Genomic DNA, 25,566 nt, shown 5'->3' with positions numbered 1-25,566 from the left:
CCTTCACGATTCGCCCCCGAGGGCCATGGCGATGAGGTCTTCGGCGTCCATGGAGTCGATCTGCTCGTCGGAGCGCTCCTCGGCGGGCGCGGGCCGCCGGGCGAGCCGGAGCAGCTGGTCGAGCAAGCCGTTGTCCCGCAGGTCCTCCAGCGGGATCGACGCGAGCACGGCGCGCACGTCGGCGTCGTCGGGCCCGGCGGGCGCGATCTCGCCGAGCAGGAACTCGCCGAGCGCCTGGGCGTTCGGGTAGTCGAACACCAGGCTCGCCGGCAGCCGGAGCCCGGTGAGCGCGGCCAACCGGTTGCGCAGTTCCACGGCGGTCAGCGAGTCAAAGCCGAGCTGCTTGAAGTCCTGCACGCCCGCGGACGAGCGGTGTCCGAGGACCGCTCCGGTCTCCGCTACGACCGCGGCCACCATCGCCGGGAGACGGCGCTCCTCCGGCAGCCGGAGGATGCGCTGCGCCAACGTCTCCCGCTGCGCCGTTGCTTCAGTCTGTTGGACCGTCGTCCGCGCCAGGGCTCGAAGCGGTTCGCTACCCGCGCCCGCGCGGACGGCGCCAAGGTCGAGCGGCATCGCCACGACCACCGGTTCGCTCTGTGCCACAGCGGCATCGAACAGCGCCAGCCCGCGTTCACCGGACAACGCGCGCCCGCCAACGGCTTCCAGCCGCTCGCGGTCCCGATCGCTCAGGCCAGCCGTCAGGTCGCTGCTGTCCTCCCACAGTCCCCACGCGATCGAGGTCGCGGGGAGCCCGCTCGCGTGCCGGTGCGCGGCCAGAGCGTCCAGGAACGCGTTGGCAGCGGCGTAGTTGCCCTGCCCAGCGGTCCCGATCGTGCCCGCTGCCGAGGAGAACAGCACGAACGCCTTGGCGTCCGTGGCCAGCTCGTGCAGGTGCACCGCGGCGTCCACCTTGGACTTGAAAACGGCGTCGATCCGCTCGGGGCTCAGCGACTGGACCAGCCCGTCGTCGAGGGCTCCCGCGCTGTGCACGACCGCGGTCACCGGGTGGGATCGGAGCAGGGCAGCCACGGCATTCCGATCCGACATGTCGGCGGCCACCACAGCGACCTCGGCACCTTCCAGTTCGGCAACCAGAGCCCCCGCGGCGGCAGGTCCTCGCCGACTGACGAGCACGAGCTTCCGCACACCGTGGGACGTCACGAGGTGCCGTGCGACCAGGCGGCCGAGCACACCCGTACCCCCGGTGATCAACACGGTGTCGTCAGGACCGAACAACGGTCCATCCACAGTGGACTGCGCGCGGCCGATTCGAGGCACGAGCGCCACGCCGTCCCGCAAGACCACCTGCGGCTCGTCCAGTGCGGACACCTGCTGCAGCAGTGCGAGGTGGTCGTCGGGCTTGTCGACGTCGATCAGCTGGAAGCGTCCCGGGTGCTCGGACTGGGCCGAACGGAGCAGCCCCCACGCCGCGGCACCGGGGAGGTCTTCGAGATCCTGCCCGCTCCTGACGAACACGAGCTTCGACTCGGCGAACCTCTCGTCGGCGAGCCAACCCTGGACCAGGCCGAGCACGCGGTTGGTGACCTCGCGCGCCGCTGCGGGCAGGCCAGCCGCGGTCGACGCTTCCACCTGCACAAACACGATCTCGGGCACAGAAGCATCGAGTTCCGCGAGGTCCCGGATCAGCGCGGTCGGCACGGGCGCACCACTGGGAACCGGCAGTTCCACCCAGCGCACACGGTGAAGCTGCTCGCCACCGGCCGCCCGCGACAGGACCGAGTCGACGGAGAGCACCGGGCGCCCCGCCTCGTCGGCGACGAGCACCGCGACGGTGTCGTCCCCGCGCGGCGAGATCCGCACACGCAGCGCCGAGCCGCCGCGCTCCCACAACGTCACGCCGTTCCACGCGAACGGCAGCTTGGGCTGGTCGAGGTCGACACCGAGAACGGCCGAGTGAACCGCCGCGTCGAGCAGCGCGGGATGCACCCCGAAACCGCTGGTGGCCAGGTCAGCCCGCGATCGGATCTCCGCGTAGACCTCCTCGCCCCGGCGCCAGGCCGCTCGGACGCCCTGGAACGCCGAGCCGTACTCCAGTCCGGCGTCACGCACGAGGTCGTAGAAGCCGTCGACGGCCAAGGGCTCACCTCCCGGAGGCGGCCAGTCCACGAGGTCATCGGCGTGCTCTTGTCCCTGCGGTGCAAGCACTCCGGTAGCGTGCAGCGTCCAGTCGTGAGTGCTGTCGATGCGCGCGTGGACCGAGAAGCGGCGGTTGCCGGAGTCCTCACGTGGCTCGACGGTCACCTGGACCTGGACGGAGTCCGAGCCGGTGAGCGCCAACGGCTCCAGGATCATCAGCTCGTCCACGCGCGGGCACCCGGTCTCCTCACCGGCGCGCACGACCCAGTCGACGAAGACCGCCCCGGGGACCAGCACGGTTCCCTGAACGGCGTGGTCGGCCAGCCACGGGTGCGTGTGGGTCGACAACCTCGCCGTGAACACGAATCCCCCGGACGCGGCGAGGGGCACGGCCGCACCGAGCATCGCGTGGCCCGAGGCGTCCAGCCCGGCCGACGACACGTCCGTGCCGGTGCCCGCCTCAAGCCAGTAGCGGTCGCGGTGGAAGGCGTAGGTCGGCAGGCTGACCCGCTGGCCACGCCCGGCGAAGACCTGGCCCCAGTCGACCGCGATACCCCGGACATGAGCCTCGGCCAAGGACTTCAGGAAGCGGTCCGTCCCGCCTTCGTCCCGCCGCAGCGAGCCGAGCGCGGGCACGTCGAGCGCGGGCATCAAGACCGGATGCGGACTGCACTCGATGAACACGTGCCCGTCCAAGGCGTTGACCGCGTCGTTGAACCGCACTGTCTGACGCAGGTTCTCGTACCAGTACTCCGCGTTCAACGCGCTGCCGGGAAGGTACTCACACGTCACGGTCGAGAAGAACGGGGTGCTCGTCTCCTGAGGCGCGATCGAGGCGAGTGCGTCGAGGAGTTCGTCCCGGATCTCTTCCACCTGAGCCGAATGCGACGCGTAATCCACCGGAATCCGCTTCGCCCGATCCCACCGCGCCAACACCCCATCCAAAGCCGCAGGATCACCCGCAACCACAGTCAACGAAGGACCATTCACCGCAGCAATCGACACATCACCGCTGATCTCCGAAACAGGCACCGGAACCGACACCATGCCACCACGACCAGCAAGCGACGACCGAATCGCCTTACTCCGCAACACAACCACCCGAGCCGCATCACGCAAACTCAACGCCCCAGCAACACACGCCGCCGCGATCTCACCCTGCGAATGGCCGATCACAACCGCAGGCTCAACGCCATACGACCGCCACAACGCCGCCAACGACACCATCACCGCGAACAACACCGGCTGCACAACATCGACCCGCTGCAGAGCCTCCGCATCCGACAAGACCTCAAACAAATCCCAATCAGCGAACTCCCGCAACGCAGCGGCACACTCAGCCATCCGCGCGGAGAAAACCGGCGACTCCAGCAACTCGACCGCCATGCCGACCCACTGCGAACCCTGACCAGGGAACACGAACGCCGCTCCCCCATCGACGACTTCCCCGCGCACCACCTCGGCGGACGGGGCGTCCTCGGCGAGGGCCGAAAGCCCAGCGACCAGCGAATCGCGCGCGGAAGCCAGGACAACGGCACGATGCCGCATCTGGTTCCGCGTCGTCAGCGCCGACCACGCAACATCCACAATGGACACTTCTGACCGCAGGTGCTCAGCGAAACGCCGAGCTTGCGCGGCAAGGGAAACCTCATCCCGCGCGGACACGGCCATCGGCACAGGCCCCAACCAGGAAGATTCCCGCGCTGGGACGGGCGTCGGAGCCTGCTCCAGCACGACGTGCGCGTTGGTCCCGCTCACGCCGAAGCCCGAAACACCCGCGCGGCGACGACGGCCGACCTCCGGCCACGGCATCTGCTCGGTCAGCAGCTCCACCGCACCCGCCGACCAGTCAACGCGCGGAGTCGGCTCGGTGACGTTCAGCGTCTTGGGCAGGATGCCGTGGCGCATCGCCTGCACCATCTTGATCACGCCGCCGACACCCGCGGCGGCCTGGGTGTGCCCGATGTTGGACTTCAGCGAACCCAGGTAGACCGGGGTCGAGCGGTCCTGGCCGTAGGTCGCGATCACCGCCTGCGCCTCGATCGGATCACCCAACCTCGTGCCGGTGCCGTGCGCCTCAACGACATCAACGTCCGAAGTGGACAGGCCAGCATCAGCCAGCGCGGCGCGGATCACCCGCTGCTGCGAGGGACCGTTCGGCGCCGTCAAACCGTTCGACGCACCGTCCTGGTTGATCGCCGAACCCCGCACCAGCGCGAGCACCGTGTGCCCGTTGCGCCGGGCGTCGGACAGGCGCTCCAACAGCACCATGCCCACGCCCTCACCACCGGCGGTGCCGTCGGCGTCGGCGCTGAAGGACTTGCAGCGGCTGTCCGGAGACAAGGCGCCTTGACGGCTGTACTCGACGAAGAACACCGGGGTAGACAGAACGGTGACTCCACCGGCCAACGCGAGCGAGCACTCGCCGCGTCGCAACGACTGTGCCGCGAGGTGAATCGCCACCAACGAAGCCGAGCACGCGGTGTCCACGGTCAGTGCGGGCCCCTCAAGCCCGAGGGTGTACGAGACGCGTCCGGAGGTGATGCTGCCCGTGCTGCCGTTGCCGAGGTAGCCCTCCACGTCCTCGGGCACCTGACGCACCCGCGTGGCGTAGTCACCGGCCATGACCCCGGCGAACACACCGGTCTGGCTGCCGCGCAACGTCTCCGGGTCGATCCCCGCGTGCTCCAACGCCTCCCACGAGGTCTCCAGGAGCAGCCGCTGCTGCGGGTCCATCGCAATGGCCTCGCGCGGGGAGATCCCGAAGAACGCGGGATCGAACTCGACGGCCTCGTGCAGGAACCCGCCCGCTCGCGCGTAGCTGTGGCCGTGGCGCTCACGGTCGTCGTCGAACAGCGTCCCGAGGTCCCAGCCGCGATCGGTGGGGAACGGCGTGATCCCTTGCCCGCCCTCGGCGACCAGGCGCCACAGGTCCTCCGGCGACCGCACCCCGCCCGGGTAGCGGCAGGCCATCCCGACGATGACGATCGGGTCGTCGTCGGTGCTCGCGGCGGCCACGGGAGCCGCGGCCGGAGCCGCCCCGGACAGCTCGGTGACGAGCCGATCGGCCAGCGAGGTCGCGTTCGGGTGGTCGAAGACCAGCGTCGCGGGGAGCGCCAGACCGAACTCCGCGTTGACCCGGTTTCTCAGCTCCACCGAGGTGAGCGAGTCGAACCCGAGTTCCTGGAACGGCCTGCCCACGTCGATCGACCGCGCGTCGGAGTGACCGAGCACTTCCGCCACCGCCGCCCGAACCGACCTCAGCACCGCAGAGGGGAGGTCATCAGCGGCAACGGGTTTCCGCGCCGGCCGCACGGTGTTCTTGGGCAGCTGACGCGACGCCACGTAGACGGGCTCCGGGCCCGCAACGGCCGCGTCGAACATTGCTAGTGCGTCCACAGTGGACAACGAAGCAAGCCCGGACCTGGCCAGCCGCGCGCGGTCGGCGGCACTGAGCCCTTCGGCCATGCCTCCGGCCTCGGCCCACATGCCCCACGCCACCGATGTGGCGGGCAGTCCCACGGCGTGGCGTGCGCGGGCGATCGCGTCGAGAGCCGAGTTGGCAGCGGCATAGTTGCCCTGCCCCGCCGTCCCGATCACACCGGCCGCCGAGGAGAAGAGCACGAACGCGGTCAGCTCGCGGTCGCGGGTCAGCTCGTCGAGGTGCTGCGCGCCCAGGACCTTCGGCGCGGCCACCCCGGCCATCCGAGCGGGCGTCAGCGACTCGATCACGCCGTCGTCGAGCACGCCCGCGGTGTGCACGACGGCTGTGATCGGGTGCTCGGCCAGCACAGCGGCCACCGCGGCCCGATCCGTCACGTCGCACCGAACAGCCGTCACATCGGCGTCGAGCGAGGCAACGAAGTCCGGATCCACCTCGCTCCGCGCGATCAGCACGAGCCGCCGGACACCGTGCTCGGCGACCAGGTGCTTCGCGACCAGGTGGGCCAACGTTCCTGTGCCCCCGGTGATGAGCACGCAGTCGTCCTGTGACCACACAGGCGCAACGCCGACCGGGACCGGCTGCAGTCGCGGAACGGTGACCTGGCCCGAGCGCACGACGATCTCCGGCTCGTCAACCGCGCGGACGGCCGACAGGTCGTCGGTGTCAACGAGGAGGAAACGACCCGGGTGCTCCGACTGCGCCGATCGCACGAGCCCGGCGATAGCGGCCTGAACCGGATCGATCTGCGCGTCCTGAACCATCACGACCACGCGGGAATCCCCGGTCAACGCCTGCTGCACCGCGGCCAGCGCATCGTCGACGCTCACCGGAGCGACCACCTGCACCGAACCGTCCACTTCGGACAGCTCGACGGGAACGTGCTGGACAGTGAGCAACGACACCGAACGGCCGCCGGGCACAGCGCGCATCACCACGGACTCGGCACTCAGTACCGGTTGACCGCTCGCGTCGTCCACGCGCACGGAAAAGCCCTCGCCGGACTTCCGCAGCCGCGCTCGAAGCGAGGTAGACGCCTTGCCGTGCAGCGCAACCCGCCGCCAGGCGAAGGGAAGCTCCGCGCCTCCGGTCAGCGTGAGCACGAGCGGTTGAAGCGCGGTGTCCAGCAACGCCGGGTGCACCAGGAGGCCATCGCTTGCGAAGCCTTCCGGCAGCTCGACCTCGGCGAACCACTCCGCGCCGTCGGACCACGCCGCAACCAGGCCGGAGTAGGCGGCACCGTAGTCGTATCCGCGCTCCACCAGCGCGTTCGCGATCTCGTCCAGGTCGCGCTCGGTGCCGGTCGGCGGCCACTGCACAGGCTGGGCGATCACGGTGCCAGTGCCCAGCACGCCCGTCGCGTGCCGGGTCCACTCCGAACCTCGGCGGGAGTGCACGGCGAATTTCATGTCCTGCACGCTGACCTGGATCTCCACCGTCTCCGAGCCGTCGAAGACCAGCGGCGCTTCCAGGGCGATCTCGTCGACCACCGTGTGGCCGACCTCGTCAGCGGCTCGAAGCGCCAGCTCCACGAACGCGGTTCCCGGCAGCAAAGTGGTACCGAGTACCCGATGGTCCGCGACCCACTGCCTGGTGGCCGCCGACACCTTCCCGGTGAGCAGCACGCCGTCCGCGTGCCTGGTCACAGACTGGATCAAGCCCTGGTCGGCGTCACCGAACCAGTAGCGGCGCCGCTGGAACGGGTAGGTGGGCACCTCGACCAGCGGTGCTCCCGGGAACACCGCTGCCCAATCCGGCGAAACACCGTTGACGTGCAGTGCGGCGAGCGCTGCGACCGCCGTGTCCAGCTCCGGCCGATCGCGCCGCATCATCGGCACCACCACCGGCGCGTCCACGGTCGCCGACAGCACGGAATCGGGACCGAGTTCCACAAACGCCGTGACGCCGTCCGCGAGCAGCCACTGCACAGCGTCGTGGAACAGCACCGGCTCACGCACCTGGCGAACCCAGTAGTCCGCCGAGCACGGCTCCACCGGAGCACCCGTCACCGTCGACACGATCGGGATCGTCGGGGGCGCATAGGACACGGACTCCGCCACCGCGCGGAAGCCGGCGAGCATCGCGTCCATCCGGGCGGAGTGGAAGGCGTGGCTGGTGCGGATGCGCCGAGTCTTCTCGAAGCGCCCCGCGATGGCCTCGACCGCGTCTTCATCTCCGGAGATCACCACGGACTCCGGGCCGTTGACCGCGGCGATGCTCACCCCGTCGACGAGCAGCGGCACGATCTCGTCCACAGTGGAGCGAATCGAGATCATGGCTCCACCGGGCGGAAGCGCCTGCATCAGCCGCCCACGCGCCACGACCAGCCGCGAGGCGTCGGCCAGCGACAGCACCCCGGCGACGTGCGCGGCAGCCAGCTCGCCGACCGAGTGGCCGACCAGGAAGTCCGGCCGCAGCCCCCATGCCTCCAGCAGTCGGAACAGCGCCACCTCCACCGCGAACAACGCGGGCTGGGTGTACTCGGTCCGCTCCAACGCCTCGGCGTCATCCGAGATCACGTCGAGCAGCGACCGGTCCAGGTGCTTGTCGAGCTCGGCGACCACCTCGGCGAACGCGTCCTGGAACTCGGGGAAAGTCAACGTCAGCCCCATGCGACTGCGCTGCGAACCCTGACCGGAGAACAACGCGGCGAAGCGAGACGCGGTCGCGGTCCCGCGCACGATCTTCGCGCTGGTCTCGCCCCGAGCGAGCACATCGAGCTGGTCAAGCAGATCATCGCGGCTGGTGGCCAGCACCACGGCCCGATCCGGCAACCCGGCGCGACCCGTGCCCTGCGACCGAGCGAGCGCCGCCAGGTCACCAACGGTGCCGCGCAACCGCACGGCCTGCGCGCGAAGCGCCTCCTCGCCTCGGGCCGACAACGGCACCGGAACAAGCGCCGGAGTCTCCGAAGCGGAAGTCTCCACAGCCGGAACGTGCTCGATGATCACGTGTGCATTGGTTCCGCTCACACCGAAAGCGGAGACACCGGCACGGCGCGGGCCCGACCACTCCACGGGCTCGGTCAGGAGCTGCACCGCACCGGCCGACCAGTCCACGTGCGGGCTCGGCTCGTCGACGTGCAGGGTCTTCGGCAGCACGCCGTGCCGCATCGCCTGCACCATCTTGATGATGCCGCCGACCCCGGACGCGGCCTGCGAGTGACCGATGTTGGACTTCAAAGTGCCCAGGTAGACCGGGGTCGAGCGGTTCTGGCCGTAGGTCGCCAGCAGCGCCTGCGCCTCGATGGGGTCGCCCAGCGTGGTGCCGGTGCCGTGCGCCTCGACCGCAGCGACGTCCGAAGTGGACAGACCAGCGTCGGCGAGTGCAGCCCGGATCACCCGCTGCTGCGAGGGGCCGTTCGGGGCGGTCAGCCCGTTGGAAGCGCCATCCTGGTTGACCGCGCTGCCCCGAACGACGGCGAGCACAGGGTGCCCGTTGCGGCGCGCGTCGGACAAGCGCTCCAGCACCAGCATTCCGGCGCCCTCAGCCCATCCGGTTCCGGACGCCGACGCCGAGAACGACCGGCAACGGCCGTCCGCCGACAACCCGCGCTGACGGCTGAACTCCAGGAAGACACCCGGGCTCGACAACACCGCGACGCCACCGGTCAGCGCCATCGAGCACTCACCGCGCCGCAACGCCTGAACCGCCAAGTGCAATGCCACCAAGGACGACGAGCACGCCGTGTCCACAGTCATGGCAGGGCCTTCCAACCCCAGTTCGTAGGCGACGCGACCGGAGATCACCGCGTCGAGACCGCCGGTGAGGAAGTGGCCCTCCAGTCCGGCAGGCGCCTCGTGCAGGCGCGGACCGTACTCCTGGGCACTGGCACCGACGAACACACCCGTACCGGTGCCACGCAGGCTCGTCGGGTCGATCCCGGCCCGCTCGAACGCCTCCCACGCGGTCTCCAGCACCACCCGCTGCTGCGGGTCCATCGCCAGCGCCTCGCGCGGCGAGATCCGGAAGAAGCCGGCGTCGAAATCCGCTGCGCCATCGAGGAAACCGCCGTGCCGGGTGTACGTCGTGCCCGGGTTCGCAGGGTCGGGGTGGTAGAGCGCGCCGATGTCCCAACCACGGTCGGCGGGGAACTCGGTGATCGCGTCGACGCCGCGCTCCACCAACCGCCACAGGTCATCCGGCGACGCGACCCCGCCGGGGTACCGGCAGCTCATGCCCACGATCGCGATCGGATCGTCCGACACCGGCGCCGCACTGGCCGTGACGACGGCCGCGGTCCTGCCGTAGAGCCGGTCGAGCAGGTGCGTGACGAGCGCTTCGGCCGTGGGGTGGTCGAAAACGAGGGTGCTCGGCAACTTCAGGCCGGTGGCCGCGGACAGCTTGGTCCGCATGTCCACGGCGGTCATCGAGTCGAAGCCCAGCTCCTTGAAAGTCCGCCCGGCCACGGCTTCGGACTCGTGCCCGAGCACGGCCGCGACAGCGGAGCTCACCAGCTCCCGCACCACGCGGCGCCGAACGGCCACCGGGACCGCGGCGAGCCCCGTCGTCTCCTCCGGCTGGGCCGGTTGCGCTTCGGGCAGCTCCGACAGCAGCGGGCTGGGCCGGTTGATGGTGAAGGTCGGGGCGAACTTGGCCCAGTCGACGTCGGCGACCGCGAGGAACGTCTCGTCGTCGGCGATCGCCTGCATGAGCGCGGCGACCGCGCCCGAGGGCCGCATCAGGTTCAGGCCCAGCCGTTCGAACCTGGCACCTGTGTCCCCCGCGGCCATGCCCTCGCCCGCCCACGAGCCCCACGCCAGCGACACCGCGCGCAGTCCCCGAGCACGCCGCCGTGCGGCCAGCGCGTCCAGCATGGCGTTGCCCGCCGCGTACGCCCCCTGCCCGCTACCGCCCCACACCCCGGCGTTGGACGAGATGAGCACGAAGGCGTCGAGATCGTGGTCGAACAGCTGGTCCAGGTGCTCCGCGCCGCGTGCCTTCCCCGCGATCAACTCGGCGAAGTCGTCCGCCGTGATGTCGGCGAGATCGCCCCAGTGCGCGACGCCTGCCGCGTGCACGACCGTGCGGACCGGCTCGATGCTGGCGACAACGGCTGCCAAGGCATCCCGGTCGGCGACGTCGCACGCCGCGATGGTGACGCGAGCACCGAGCGCGGTCAGCTCGGCTTCGAGTTCCCCGGCCCCAGGGGCCTCCGGGCCACGCCGCCCGGTCAGCACCAGGTGTTCGGCACCGTTGCGGGCGAAGTGACGCGCGATGTGAGCACCGATCGCCCCGGTGCCACCTGTGATCAGCACAGTCCCCGTGGGCTGCCAGGTGTTCCGCGCGCGGGGGCGCGGGGCCCGGACGAGCCGGCGGCCGAGGATTCCCTCCGCACGCAGCGCGACCTGGTCCTCAGTCCCACCCAAGACCGCGACGAGCCGCCGGTGAACCTGCTCGTCGGCCGAGGCGGGCAGGTCGATCAGCCCGCCCCACTGCTTCGGGCGCTCCAGCGCGGCCACCCGTCCGAGGCCCCAGACCGCCGCCTGCTCGGGCTCGGTCTCCACACCTCGGGTCACAGTCCACAGTGGAGCGTCAATGTCCTTCTGGATGAGTTCCAGCGTCGCGGCCAACGGATCGTCCGCCGTGAGCGCGACCAGCGAGACGATGCCCGCGATGCCCTCGCTCGGCACGGCGTCCGGCCCGACCACGACCGGAGTCGCACCGGCGGTCGTCAGCGCCTCGACGATCAGCTCCGCGGGCTCACCGGCAGTGACCACCGCCCACGTGCCGGACAGCACGGCGGGCCGGTCCGGCACTCCGCGCCACTCCACCCGGTAACGCCAGGAGTCCACGGGCGTCGCCTCAGCGCCCAGCCAGAAGTGCTTGCGCTGGAACGCGTACGTGGGCAGGTCGACAACGCGGGCTTCCGCACCGAAGGCAGGGGTCCAGTCCACCGCGACGCCCTGCGTGTACGCCTCGGCGACCGAGGTCAGCATGCGGCGAAGCCCACCGTCCTCGCGGCGCAGTGAGCCCACGATGATCGCATCGTGCCCGGACTGCTCGGTCGTCCCCAGGATCGCCGGGGCCAACACAGGATGTCCGCTCGACTCGATGAACGCCGTGATGCCATCAGCCAGGAGCCGTTCCGTGGCGAGATCGAAACGCACAGTCTCGCGCAAGTTCCGGAACCAGTAAGCGGCGTCGAGACCGGAGGTGTCCACGGGCTCACCGGTCACCGCCGAGTAGAACGGGATCTCCGACGAGCGCGGCGAGATCGGCGCCAGGAGATCCATCAGCTCATCGTGCAGCGCCTCGACCTGCGCGGAATGCGACGCGTAGTCCACGGGAATGACCCGAGCCTGCGTCCTCTCCGCGAACTCCCGCAACGCGTCGGGTTCGCCGGAGACCACAGTGGACGAAGGACCGTTCACCGCCGCGATCGAAAGCCGCGAGTCAAGCTCCACATCAGCGGCAGGCAGCGCGACCGACACCATGCCACCGCGCCCCGCCAACGACGCCGCGATCGCCTTGCTCCGCAACACCACGACACGCGCCGCGTCCTCAAGCGACAAGGCACCGACCACACACGCTGCCGCGATCTCGCCCTGCGAGTGCCCCACGACGGCCGCGGGCTCCACGCCGTACGAACGCCACAGCGAAGCCAGCGACACCATCACCGCGAACAACGCCGGCTGCACAACGTCGACCCGCTCCAACGCCTCCGCATCCAACAGGACCTCGAACAAATCCCAGTCAGCGAACTCCCGCAACGCAGCGGCACACTCAGCCATCCGAGAAGCGAAGACCGGCGACTCCAGCAACTCGACAGCCATGCCGACCCACTGCGAGCCCTGGCCGGGGAACACGAACGTCACGCGGCGCTCAGTGCCACCGTCACCCACGACCACGTCGTCACCCAGCACGACCGCACGGTGCGCCAGGCGGGCTCGTGTAGTAGCCAACGAATAGCCGATGTCCTCAGTGGACACTTCCGGATTACCCGCGGCGAACTCGCGCAACCGCTCGATCTGAGCGGACAGGGCGACCGCGCTCCCCGCGGAGAGCACCCACGGCAGCACAGACGGTGCCGGACGGGTCGCAGGAGGAGCCTCGGGCTCGGCCTGCTCCACGATCACATGCGCGTTGGTCCCGCTCACACCGAAGGACGACACGCCAGCACGACGCGGACGACCCGCTTCAGGCCACGCAGTCGGCTCGGTCAGCAGCGACACAGCGCCCGTCGACCAGTCCACCTCAGGCGTGGGCTCGTCGACGTGCAGCGTCCTGGGCAGCAGGCCGTGGCGCATCGCCTCGACCATCTTGATCACGCCGCCGACACCCGCGGCGGCCTGGCTGTGCCCGATGTTGGACTTCAGCGACCCGAGGTAGACCGGCGTCGAACGGTCCTGACCGTAGGTCGCCAGCAGGGCCTGGGCTTCGATCGGATCACCCAACCGCGTCCCGGTCCCGTGCGCCTCGACCGCGTCCACGTCCACAGTGGACAATCCGGCATCGGCAAGCGCCGCGCGGATCACCCGCTGCTGCGAAGGACCGTTCGGCGAGGTCAGCCCGTTCGACGCGCCGTCCTGGTTGACCGCCGTGCCACGCACCACTGCGAGGACGCGACGCCCGTTGCGCCGAGCGTCGGACAGGCGCTCCAGCACGAGCATGCCCGCGCCCTCGGACCAGCTCGTACCGTCCGCTCCGGCCGCGAAGGACTTCGAGCGGCCGTCCGGGGACAACCCGCGCTGGCGGCTGAACTCGACGAACAGCGCGGGCGAGGCCATGACGGTGACGCCACCGGCCAAGGCCATCGAGCATTCACCACGCCGAAGCGCCTGCACAGCCAGGTGTAGCGCCACCAAGGACGACGAGCACGCCGTGTCCACGGTCAACGCCGGGCCTTCAAGCCCGAACGTGTAAGAGATCCGGCCGGAGGCGACGCTCGCCGCGGTGCCACTGGCGAGATAGCCCTCGGTCTCCCCCGCCCCGTTCGACGTCGCCAGCTGCTGGGCGCCGTACCCGCCGTTCATCACCCCCGCGAACACGCCGGTCTGGCTGCCGCGCAGGGAATCCGGGGCGATCCCGGCCCGCTCGAACGCCTCCCACGCGGTCTCCAGCAACAGCCGCTGCTGCGGGTCCATCGCCAGCGCCTCGCGCGGAGAGATCCCGAAGAACTCGGCGTCGAAGCCGGTCGCGTCGTGGAGAAACCCACCCTGCCGGACGTAGCTGCGCCCCGAGCGCTCGGGGTCGAGGTCGAACAGGGCTTCCAGGTCCCAGCCCCGGTCCTCGGGGAACCGGCTGATCGCGTCGGTGCCGGAGACGACGAGGCGCCACAGGTCATCGGGGGACTCGACGCCGCCCGGGTACCGGCAGCTCATGCCCACGATCGCGATCGGCTCGTCGACGCGGGCAGCCACGGGCGCGGCGGCAAGACGGCCGGATCGCCCGGTCAGCTCCGCCAGCACGAAGTCGGCGACGGCGCGGGGCGTCGGGTGGTCGAAGACCAGCGTGGCGGGCAACCGCACGGCGAACAAGGCGTTCATCCGGTTGCGGAACTCCACGGCGGTCAGCGAGTCGAAGCCCATTCCCTGGAAGGCCGTGTCCGGTCCCACCGTGCTGCCGGAACGGTGTCCGAGCACGTCGGCGACCTGGTCGCGCACCATCGTGAGCACGGAATCGCCGCTGACCTCGGCCTTCCTGCGGGCCGGAGTTCCCGTGAAGCCGCGCAGCACCGCAGGGAGGTCGGTCCGCGCGCGCAGTGCCGCCCGATCCAGCCGCACAGCAACGGTGTTGGCACGAGTGCTGGCGTCGAACAGCGTCAAAGCGTCCTCTGTGGACATTCCTGCGACACCGAACCGGCCCAGCCTCGCGCGGTCCACGTCGGACAGGGCGCCGGTCAAAGTGCTCGACTCCGCCCACAGGCCCCACGCGATGGACGTCGCGGGCAGTCCTTCGGCCCTGCGCACCTCGGCGATCGCGTCGACGGCGCAGTTCGCCGCCGCGTAGTTGCCCTGGCCCGCCGTACCGAAGACCCCGGCAATCGAGGAGAACAGGATGAAGGCGGTCAGCTCCCGGTCCCGGGTCAGCTCGTGCAGGTGCCACGCGGCCCCGGCCTTCGGCGCGTGCACGGCGGCCATGCGCTCGGGAGTCAACGACTCGATCACGCCGTCGTCCAGCACGGCAGCCGCGTGCACCACAGCGGTGATCGGATACTGCTCGAACAGCGCTGCAAGGGCGTCTCGATCGGTGACGTCACAGGCCACAGCCTCGGCGCCGTCCAGGTCGGTGAGCCCGGACCGGCTCGCCAGGACCACGCGTCCGACTCCGTGCGCGCGCAACAGGTGCTCGGCGATCGCCCTACCGATGGTGCCCGTGCCCCCGGTGATCAGCACGCAGTCCTGCGGTGTCCACTCCGGACGGTCTTCAGGGGTCTCCGCGACGGTCAGGCGCGGCACGGAGACCACGCCTTCGTGCAGCCACAACTCAGGCTCGCCGGACGCCACGATCCGCGCGAGCTGTGCTTCGACGGCGTCCACGTCGTCGGTGTCGACCAGGACGAACCGGCCGGGGTGCTCCGAGATCGCCGACCGCATCAGCCCACGCACAGCGGCCTGAGCGGGGTCGGTCGCCGCGTTGCGGGTGACCACCACCAGGTCGGCGCCGGATTGCACCGCCGCCAGAGCCTCATCGGCGGTGTTCGGGAGCAACACCACCGCGTCCGTGGTGGGTGCGTCGGTGGGAAGGTTGAACCGGACCGGGCGGACCGCGAAGCCCTCGGCGCGACGACGCCCGTGCAGCCGCTCCGGCACGGGCCGCATCACCAGCGACCGCGCGGTCAGCACCGGGTTCCCGGCAGTGTCGGCCACGACGACCGATACCCCGGCGGACGATCTGGTCAGGCGGACGCGGGTCGCAGTGGCGCCAGTGCTGTGCAGGGCGACGTCGTGCCACGAGAACGGCAGCTCGGCACCGTCGAGGACGAGCGCGTGCAGTCCAGCGTCGAGCAGCACCGGGTGCAGGCCGAACCCGTCATGCTCAACGCCCTCCGGCAGCGCCGCCTCGGCGAAGATCTCGTCCGCGCGCCGCCATGCCCTGGTCAGCCCACGGAACGTCGAGCCGTAGTCCAAACCATTGTTGCCCAAGGTTTCATACGCGTCGGCGAGGTCGATCTCCTCAGCCGCAGGCGGCCACTGCGTCAGCGCGCGCCCGTCTCCCGCCCCGACGCAGAGCACTCCGGCGGCGTGCAACGTCCAGTCCTCGTGGGACAGCGAATGCACGGTGATCCTGCGCCGCCCGGTCTCATCGGCTGCCGCCACAGCGACCTGGAGCCGCACTCCGGTGCCGTCCGCAGGGATCTCCAGCGGAGCCTCCAGCACCAGCTCCTCGATCAGGTCGCATCCGACCTGGTCGCCCGCGCGCACTGCGAGCTCGACGAACCCGGTGCCCGGCAAGAGGACCGCGCCACGAACGGCATGATCGGCCAGCCACGGGTGGCTCGACAACGAGATCCGTGAGGTGAAGAGGAAACCGCCGGACTCCGGCAGCGCGGTCGCCGCGCCGAGCAGCGGGTGCTCCGGCGCGACAAGGCCGAGATCGGCCGCATCGGTCGGCGATGGCGCACTACCGTCGAGCCAGAACCGCTCGCGCTGGAAGGCGTAGGTCGGCAACGGGACCGGGTTCCCACGCAGCAGGGTTGACCAGTCGACCGGCGCCCCGTGCGCGTACGCCTCCGCGAGCGAGGTCAGGAACCTGGTGAAACCACCGTCCTCGCGGCGCAGTGATCCCACGGTGGTGGCGTTGACCGCTGCGGTCAGCACCGGGTGCGGGCTGCACTCCACGAACAGGTGCCCGGCCAGCGCACGGACCGCGTCGTCGAAGCGGACGGTCTGCCGCAGGTTCTCGTACCAGTACTCGGCATTCAGCTCGGTGCCGGGAACGACGGTGTTGGTCACGGTGGAGTGGAACGGAACCGACGTCGCCCTGGGCTCGATCCCGTCGAGCAAGGCCAGCAGTTCCTCGCGCAGTTCCTCGACCTGGGCGGTGTGCGAGGCGTAGTCCACCGGGATGCGCTTCGCCCGGTCCCACCGCGCCAGCAGCTCGTCCAGGGCCTCTGGATCGCCAGCGACCACAGTGGACGAAGGACCGTTCACCGCGGCGATCGAAACCCGCTCATCCAGGTCCAGATCAGCGGCAGGAACGGGAATCGACACCATGCCGCCGCGGCCTGCCAGCGAAGCCCGAATCGCCTTGCTGCGCAGGGCAACCACACGAGCGGCGTCCTCAAGCGACAGAGCACCGGCGACGTACGCGGCCGCGATCTCACCCTGCGAGTGCCCCACGACCACGGACGGCTCAACGCCATGCGCGCGCCACAGTGCAGCCAGTGAAACCATCACTGCGAACAGCACCGGCTGAACGACGTCCACCTGCTGCAAAGCATCAGGATCGATCAACGCCTCGAACAGGTCCCAGCCGACGAGACTTTCGAAAACGTCAGCACAACGGTCCATCTGCGCGGCGAAGACCGGTGAGGATTCCATCAGGTCCACGGCCATGCCCGCCCACTGCGAGCCCTGGCCGGGGAAGACGAACGCGACGCCCCGCGTGTCCGCGATCCCGCGCACCACACCGGTGGCAGGCATACCGGCCCCGAGAGCAGCCAGTCCGGCCAGCAGCTCCTCGCGGTCCGCCCCGAGCACAACCGCGCGGTCGTCGAACGCCGTGCGAGTCAGGGCCGTCGACCACGCGATGTCAGCGAGCGGCACATCCGTGCGAAGCAGCGGCACCAAGCGCGCGGCCTGCTCGCGCAACGCCGACTGCCCTCGGCCGGACAATGGGAGCGGAACCAGAGCCGGATGCGCCTGTTCCACGACGACAGGCTCCGGCGCCTGCTCCACCACAACATGAGCGTTGGTGCCGCTCACTCCGAACGACGACACACCCGCGCGCCGCACATCCGTCGCGGGCCAGGGAACTTGCTCGGTCAGCAGCTCCACCGCCCCGGCCGACCAGTCCACGTGGGTGGTCGGCGCGGTCACGTGCAGGGTCTTCGGCAGCACGCCATGGCGCATCGCCTGGACCATCTTGATCACACCACCGACGCCCGCGGCAGCCTGGGTGTGCCCGATGTTGGACTTCAACGACCCCAGGTAGACCGGGGTCACCCGATCCTGGCCGTAGGTCGCGATCAGCGCTTGAGCCTCGATCGGGTCACCCAGCCGCGTCCCGGTCCCGTGCGCCTCGACCGCATCGACGTCCGAAGTGGACAAACCAGCATCCGCCAACGCAGCGCGGATCACGCGCTGCTGCGAAGGACCACTCGGCGCGGTCATGCCGTTCGACGCGCCATCCTGGTTGATCGCCGAACCCCGGATCACCGCGAGCACGGTGTGCCCGTTGCGCCGAGCGTCAGAAAGGCGCTCCAGCACCAGCACTCCGACGCCTTCGGCGAGGCCGAAACCGTCCGCGCTGTCGGAGAAGGCCTTGCTGCGGCCGTCCGGGGCAAGGCCACCCTGGCGCGAGAACTCGACGAACATCCCGGAACCGGACATCACGGTCACGCCCGCGGCGAGCGCGAGCCCGCACTCGCCGCGCCGCAACGACTGCGCTGCCAAGTGCAGTGCCACCAAGGACGACGAGCACGCCGTGTCGACCGTGACCGCGGGTCCCTCGAAACCGTAGAGGTAGGACACGCGCCCGGACATCACGCTGCCGGTGTTGCCGGTGAAGACGTAGCCCTCGGCCTCACTGCCCTGGTCCATCCGCGGGCCGTAGTCCATGGTCATCGCGCCGACGAACACACCGGTCCCGCTGCCCCGCAACGAGGCGGGGACGATCCCGGCGTGCTCCAGCGCCTCCCACGCGGTCTCCAGCAGCAGCCGCTGCTGCGGGTCCATCGCGGCGGCCTCGCGCGGGCTGATCCCGAAGAACTCCGCGTCGAACTCCGCCGCCCCGCCCAGGAATCCCGCCTGCCGCTGGTAGAACGTGCCGGGCGGGCGGGACTGGTCGTCGTAGGCCGCGGCGAAGTCCCAGCCGCGGTCCCCGGGGAAGTCCGACACCACGTCCGCGCCGTCGCTGACCAGCCGCCACAGGTCGTCCGGTCCGGACACGCCACCCGGGTAACGGCAGCCGATCCCCACGATGACCACCGGGTCGTCGTCCGCCGGTCGGCCGGGCAGGGCGACGTCCTCGACGGGCGCCGCGCCGGCCAGCGTCACACGGACGAACTCGGCGACATCGGCCGGAGTCGGGTGGTCGAAGACCATCGTCACGGGCAGGTCCACACCGACGGCCGAGGAGATCCGGGCGCGGATCTCCAGCGACGTCACCGAGTCGAAACCCAGCTCGCGGAACTGCCGATCCGGCGAGACCGCGTCGGCGGTGCCGCGCAGCGCCTGGATCTCCTGGCGCACGAGCGAAGTCAGCAGCTCCCGCTGCTCGGCCTCGTTCATCCCGGCGAGCCGCCCGCGCAGGGGCGACTCCGCGTGCGTGTTCGCCCGCTCAGGGCTGGGCAGCGGCACCACGCGGGGCGAGTGCCCGGCGTACACGACATCCCAGTCGACGGGCACCCGGTCGACATGGAGTTGACCCAGGGCCGCCATGACCCGGCTCGGCCCGGCCTGCCCTCGACGCAACGAGCCCCGCACCGAAGCGAGCGCGCCGGCGTCCTCAACCGTCTGCTGGATCGCCGCGGTCAGCACCGGATGCGGGCTGATCTCCAACAGCACCCCTGCGCCGTTGTCCACCGCCAGCCGCGTCGCGCGCTCGAACTGGATGGTGTTGCGCAGATTGTGACACCAGTAGCCGGCGTCCAGCGCGACGTCCTTCGGCAGGACCTCACCGCGTGCCGACGACAGGAAGGGCACGCTCGGACGCCGGGGGCGAATCGGCGCCAGCGCCTCGCGCAGCCACTCGGTGATGCGGTCGATGTGCGGCGAATGCGCTGCGAGGTCCACATCGATGCGCCGCGCCGAAATCCCTTCCCCGACAAGCTGATCCAGCAGCTCCAGCGCCGCGTCGGCGTCACCGGACACGATCACGGAGCGCGGCCCGTTGATCGCACCGAGCACCAGGCGACCGTCGAAGGCGGCCAACCGGTCGGCCACGTCCTCGGCGGCGGCCGGGACGGCGATCATCGCACCGTCTCCGGCGAGCGTGGCCTGGGCCTGGCTCCACAGGGCGACGACCCGTGCGCCGTCCTCAATGGACAGAGCGTCGGCCACCACCGCGGCAACGACCTCACCGAGGCTGTGCCCGAGCACACCGGACGGCTCGACACCATAGGAGCGCCACAGCGCGGCCAGCGAGACCATCACCGCGAACAGCACGGGCTGGACCACATCCGTGCGCCGCAACGCCTCGGCGTCGTCGAGAGCTTCGAACAGGTCCCAGTCGACGAACGGTTCCAACGCGCGAGCGCACTCCAGCATGCGTTCCCGGAACACGGGGAACTCCAGCAGCTCCACGGCCATGCCCGGCCACTGCGACCCCTGCCCGGGGAACACGAACACGACGTCGCCCGACGTCGGAGCGCCCTCGGTCAGCCCCGCCGCTCCCCTGCCTTCCGCCAGTGCCTCCAGCGCGACCAAGAAGCCTTCACGGTCGACGGCGGACACCGCCGCACGCCTGCCGTGCGCCTGCTCGGCGGCCAGCGACAGGCCGATGTCCGCCGGGCTCCAGTCCGCTCGTGCGCGCAGGTCGTCGAGCAGGACGCCCGCGTACGAGCGCAGCGAGCCGGTCCCGGCCGCGGACAGTCCCCACAACAGCGGCTTCACCGCGTCATCGCTCCTCGTCATGGCTTCGCCACTGATCCTTCGAGCGCGAGCCGAACCAGGTCGTCGACGCCCATCTCCTTGATCGCGGCGGCGTGGTCGACCGGCGCCGCGACGTCCTCGGCAGGCTCTTCGGCGAGCCGCATCAACGGGTCCAGCAGCCCCGACTCCCGCAGCCGCGCGATCGGAAGCGCGGCCAGCAGGCGCCGCACCTGGTCGTCGCTCACGGCGTTCGCCGGAGCGGCCGGAAGCAGGCGGTCCAGCACGTGACCGGCGAGCGCGTCCGGCGTCGGGTAATCGAAGACCACCGTCGCCGACAGGCGCAGTCCGGTGACGGCGTCGAGCCGGTTGCGCAGCTCCATCGCCATGACCGAGTCCATCCCCATGTCCAGGAAACCCTTGTCCGCCACTACATCGGCGATCCCGAGCACCGCTGCGACGTGGTCCCTCACCAGGCCGGACACCTCACGGGCACGATCGTCCTCGGACAGCTCGGCCAGCCGAGCACGCAGAGCCGTGGCACGTGCATCCGACACCTCAGTCCGGGGCCGAGGCAGCCGCACCAGGCCACGCAGAAGCGGAGGCACACGGTCGTAACGGCCGTAGGCCCGACGCAGCGCCTTGACATCCAGCCGCGCGGCGACGACCGAAGAATGCGTCCGCTCGGCCAGCGCCAGGTCGAACAACGCGAGCGCTTCCTTGTCCGTGTCCTCGCCCCGTGCCACGACCACAGCAGGAAGACCCGCCGAACGACGCTGCGCGGCGAGCGAAGCCAGCTCCGCGTCAGCAGCGCCCGTAGCGGCCAACCCGCGTCCGCCGAGCAACGCCGGGAACGATGCGAACAACACGAACGCCTTCAGGAGCTTGTCCTGGGTCAGCTCGTGCAGGTGCCTCGCTCCATCCACCTTCGCCGGCGTTCCCACCGCGTGCACGACAGCCGCCAGGTCCGGAATGCCCTCCAGTACAAGGGAAACATCGGCCCGATGCGTCACGTCACAGGTCACAGTGGACACCTGCGCGCCCAGCTCGCGCAGCTCGCTCTCAACGCCCGTGTCCAGGAGACCACCTCGACTGGCCAGCACCAGCTTCCGAACGCCGTGTGCCGTGACCACATGCCGCGCCACCGCGATGCCCAGTGCGCCAGAACCACCAGTGATCAACACCGTGCCGTCTGGGCCGAGCGGCTCCCCCATCGATGCCGGAACGCGGGCCAGCCTCGGCACCAACGGCCGACCGCTCCGGATCGCCAGCTGAGGCTCGGTCGTCCCCGCGACGGCGGGCAGAACGCGGTGCGACAGCTCGCTGTCATCGACTTCCACGAGGACGAGCCGACCAGGGTGCTCCGCCTGCACCGAGCGCAGCAGGCCCCACACCGAGGCATCCCCCGTTACAACGACCAAGCGGGAATCACTGAGCCGCGAGTCCGCCAACCACGCGTCCGCCAACTCCTGCGCTGCTTCGGTGCCCGCCTCGCACAAGGTCAGCGCCAACGCAGGGGCGGGCGCACCCGCGTCCATGGCTGTGCGCAAGGCTTCCACGTCCGCGTGCCACTGGCCGTCACCCCACGCGGGCCTCAGCGCGGCGGTCAGACGCGGGTCGTCGGTCCCCAGCACCGTCCAGCCCGTACGAAGCGCATCCGAAGCGTCGTGGACCACGAGACCGGCGTCCACCCACTCGACCGCGAACAACGAATCGTCGGCAACGCGGCCGAACTCCTCCAACGCCACCGGATGCAGTGCCACCGACTCCACCGACAGCACTGGGAGGCCCGAGAAGTCAACGGCAGCAAGTGAATAGGTGTTCTCCCCTACCGGCGTCAGCCGCACCCGAAGCGCCCGGGCGCCAGTGCTGTGAACGGTGACTCCGCGCCAGACCAACGGCAGCGCCGGTGCCGCGCCCTGCATCGCCTGAGCCACCGCGTCGACGAGCACCGGGTGCACCGCGAAGGCGTCGGCGTCCAGGTCGGTCAACGCGACCTCGGCGAAGATCTCGTCCCCGCGGTGCCACACACCTTGCAACGCGCGGAACGCCGGACCGTGGTCGTATCCCTGCTCGGCGAGCCGGTCGTAGACCTCAGCGACCTCCACCTCCACGGCGCCGGGCGGAGGCCAGTCGCCGATCTGAAGCGGCGGGATGGGATCAGCGACCAGAACGGCGTGCGCGTGCGAGGTCCACGGCTCGGCCTCGTCGCTGTCGGCCTCCCGGGAGTACACCTCGACGACGCGGTCACCCCGCTCGTCCGGCGCCTCCACGACGATCCGCAGGTTGACCGCCACCTGCTCCGGGACGATCAGGGGCTCGCGCAGCTGAAGCTCTCGCACCCGCGCGCAGCCCAGCAGCTCACCGGTCCAGGCCGCCAGCTCGACGAACGCCGAACCGGGCGTCAGCACCTCGTTCCACACGGCGTTGTCGGCAAGCCACGCATGCGTGTCCAGCGAGAACCGTCCACTGAGGACGAACTTCGCCGTGCCCGGCAGATCGGTCGCTGCCGTGAGCAGAGGATGGGAGATCGCCGTCAAGCCAAAGCCGCTCGCATCTCCCGCAACGGCGTCGGCTGGCACCCAGTACCGCTGCCTCTGGAAGGCGTAGGTCGGCAGGTCCAGCCACGGGCGCGGACGTCCGGCCAAGACGTCACTCCACCGAACCGGCACGCCGTGAACGTGCAGGCGAGCCAGCGCGGTCGTGACAGCCTCGATGTCCCCGGTCCCTCTGCGCAGGGCGGATGCGAACACTTCTTCTTGTCCCGCAATGGTTTCCTGTGCTGCGACGAGCAGCCCGCCGTCCGGCCCCAGCTCGACGAACCGGGTCACGCCCTGCTCGTGCAGCCACCGCACACCATCAGCGAAACGCACCGCTTCCCGCACGTGGGACAACCAGTAGTCGACCGAACACGCCTGCTCATCGGTCAGTCGCTCACCGGTCACGTTGGACACCAACGGAAGCTCCGGCACGGCGAACGATACGGAGCGAAGCACCTCCGCGAAGCCGTCGAGCATCGGCTCCATCAGCTCGGAGTGGAAGGCGTGCGAGACGCGGAGCAGCTTCGTCCGGACCCGCTCAGCCCGACATGCCGCGGCGACCTCGGCGACCGCCTTGGCCTCGCCGGAAATCACCACTGCTGCGGGACCGTTCACCGCGGCGACGCAGACGCCCTCGGTCAGTCGTTCCCGAACCCACGACTCGCTCGCCGCGATCGCGACCATCGCCCCACCATCGGGAAGCTCACGCATCAACCGGCCGCGAGCCGTGACCACCTTCGCCGCGTCGGCCAACGACCACACCCCGGACACGTGTGCCGCCGCGAGTTCACCGACGGAGTGCCCGATCAGCAGGTCCGGTCGAATCCCCCAGCTCTCGAAGAGCCGGTAGAGCGCCACTTCCACCGCGAAGATGGCCACCTGGGTGTAGTCGGTGCGGTCGAGCAACCCCGCCTCGGCGGTATCGGGCCGGGCGAAGACCACAGACCGGACCGGCCGCTCCATGTGCTCGTCCACGGCGGCGCACACGGCGTCCAACGCCTCGGCGAACACGGGATACGCGTCGTACAGGCCGCGCCCCATCCGCGCCCGCTGGGAACCCTGACCGGAGAACAGCACCGCGAGCTTCCCCGCAACCGCCCGCGCCCGGACCACCTCGGCCGACAGGTCTCCCGCCGCGAGGACATCAAGGCCGCTCAGGAAATCCGCCCGGCTCCCGGGGAGCACCGCCGCGCGCACTGCCATCGCCGGACGCGCCGTCAGCGCCACCGCGACGTCATTCAGGTCGACGTCGACGTTGGCGTCCACATAGGACTTGAGGCGGCTCGCCTGCTCGCGCAGAGCTTCTTCCGTCCTGGCCGACAACAGCCAGGGCAGCGCACCAGGGATGTGCGGGGTGGCGGGCTGCGCGCTCTCCGCGGGCGCTTCGAGGATCACGTGCGCGTTGGTGCCGCTGAGCCCGAACGAGGACACCGCCGCACGCCGCGCGCGTCCGGTCTCCGGCCACGGCACCATCTCCGTCACCAGCCGCACGGAGTCGCCGGACCAGTCCACTCGCGGTGACGGTGCGTCCACGTGCAGGGTCGGCGGTACCACGCCGTGCCGCATGGCCTGCACGACCTTGATCACACCGGCCACCCCGGCCGCGGCCTGGGTGTGGCTGATGTTCGACTTCACCGAGCCCAGCAGCACGGGCCGGTTCGCGGGCCGATCGCTGCCGTAGGTGGCCATGATCGCCTGCGCCTCGATCGGGTCACCGAGGGTCGTACCGGTGCCGTGCGCCTCGATGACGTCCACTTCGGACGGTGCGAGTCCGGCCCGCTCCAACGCTTCCCGGATGACACGCACCTGGGAAGGGCCGTTGGGTGCGGTGAACCCGTTCGACCGGCCGTCCTGGTTGACCGCCGAGCCGCGCAGCACCGCGAGCACCCGGTGCCCGTTGCGCAGCGCCTCGGACAGCCGTTCGACGACGAGCACGCCGACGCCCTCACCGAACCCGGTGCCGTCCGCCGCGGCCGCGAACGCCTTGCACCGACCGTCGGCCGACAATCCGCGCTGCCTGCTGAACTGCACGAACACGTCCGGCGTCGGCAACACGGTCACGCCGCCCACCAAGGCCATCGAGCACTCGCCGTCGTTGAGCGCCTTCGCGGCCAGGTGCAGGGCCACCAGCGACGACGAGCACGCCGTGTCGACGGTGATCGCGGGCCCCTCCAGGCCGAAGGCGTAGGCGACACGGCCGGAGGCCATGCTCAGCGGATGTCCCGAGGAGTAGCTGGACATGACCCCGCTGAACACCCCGGTCCGGCTGCCGCGCAGGCTCGCCGGGTCGATCCCCGCGCGCTCGACGGCTTCGGCGGTGCACTCCAGCAGCACGCGGTGCTGCGGGTCCATCGTCTCCGCCTCGCGCGGGCTGATGCCGAAGTGCTCCGCGTCGAACAGCGCAGCGCCACCGAGGAAGCCGCCGCGCCGCGTGTAGGTCCGACCCGGCTTGTCGGGATCCGGGTCGTAGATCCCGGCGATGTCCCAGCCCCGGTCGCGGGGGAAGTCGGTGACGGCGTCACCTGCCCCCGCGACCAGGTCCCACAGCTGCTCCGGCGAGCCGACCCCACCGGGGAATCGGCAGGCCATGCCGACGATGGCCACCGGCTCGCGCGCCTCGCGCAGCTGACGGCGCAGGTCCTGCAGCTCGGCGGTGGCGCGCTTGAGGTAGTCCAGGTACTTCCGCTCGTCGGTCATGGTGTTTCTTCTCCCCCAGGAGATCCGCGGGTTGGCGCGAGCGCGACCCACCGCCATGGTCGGTACCCGCGCATGGCCGGGACCAGGAGATTTC

At 70.4% G+C, this 25,566-nt stretch carries 2 protein-coding genes; both read right to left on the bottom strand.

All coding sequences use genetic code 11. The features are described 5' to 3' along the window. Positions 1-3: 3 nt before the first annotated feature. Entirely contained in the window at positions 4-20,280 is a 20,277-nt protein-coding gene (locus tag BLT28_RS41205) for a type I polyketide synthase (RefSeq protein ID WP_197683982.1), read from the bottom strand. Next, the gene (locus tag BLT28_RS06180) at positions 20,277-25,529 is read right to left on the bottom strand and encodes an SDR family NAD(P)-dependent oxidoreductase (RefSeq protein ID WP_456318819.1); all 5,253 of its coding nucleotides are present in this window, start codon (positions 25,527-25,529) and stop codon (positions 20,277-20,279) included. The genes BLT28_RS41205 and BLT28_RS06180 overlap by 4 nt, the downstream gene beginning before the upstream one ends. Between the last annotated feature and the right edge of the window lie 37 nt (positions 25,530-25,566).

Origin of the sequence: Allokutzneria albata (genome assembly GCF_900103775.1) — a bacterium.
GTDB classification, from domain to species: Bacteria; Actinomycetota; Actinomycetes; order Mycobacteriales; family Pseudonocardiaceae; genus Allokutzneria; species Allokutzneria albata.
This window is presented reverse-complemented; position numbering and strand designations above follow the sequence as displayed.

Excerpts from the sequence above, each read along its gene's own strand:
- BLT28_RS41205 (WP_197683982.1), bottom strand. The coding sequence starts at position 20,280 with ATGACGAGGAGCGATGACGCGGTGAAGCCGCTGTTGTGGGGACTGTCC.
- BLT28_RS06180 (WP_456318819.1), bottom strand. The coding sequence starts at position 25,529 with ATGGCGGTGGGTCGCGCTCGCGCCAACCCGCGGATCTCCTGGGGGAGA.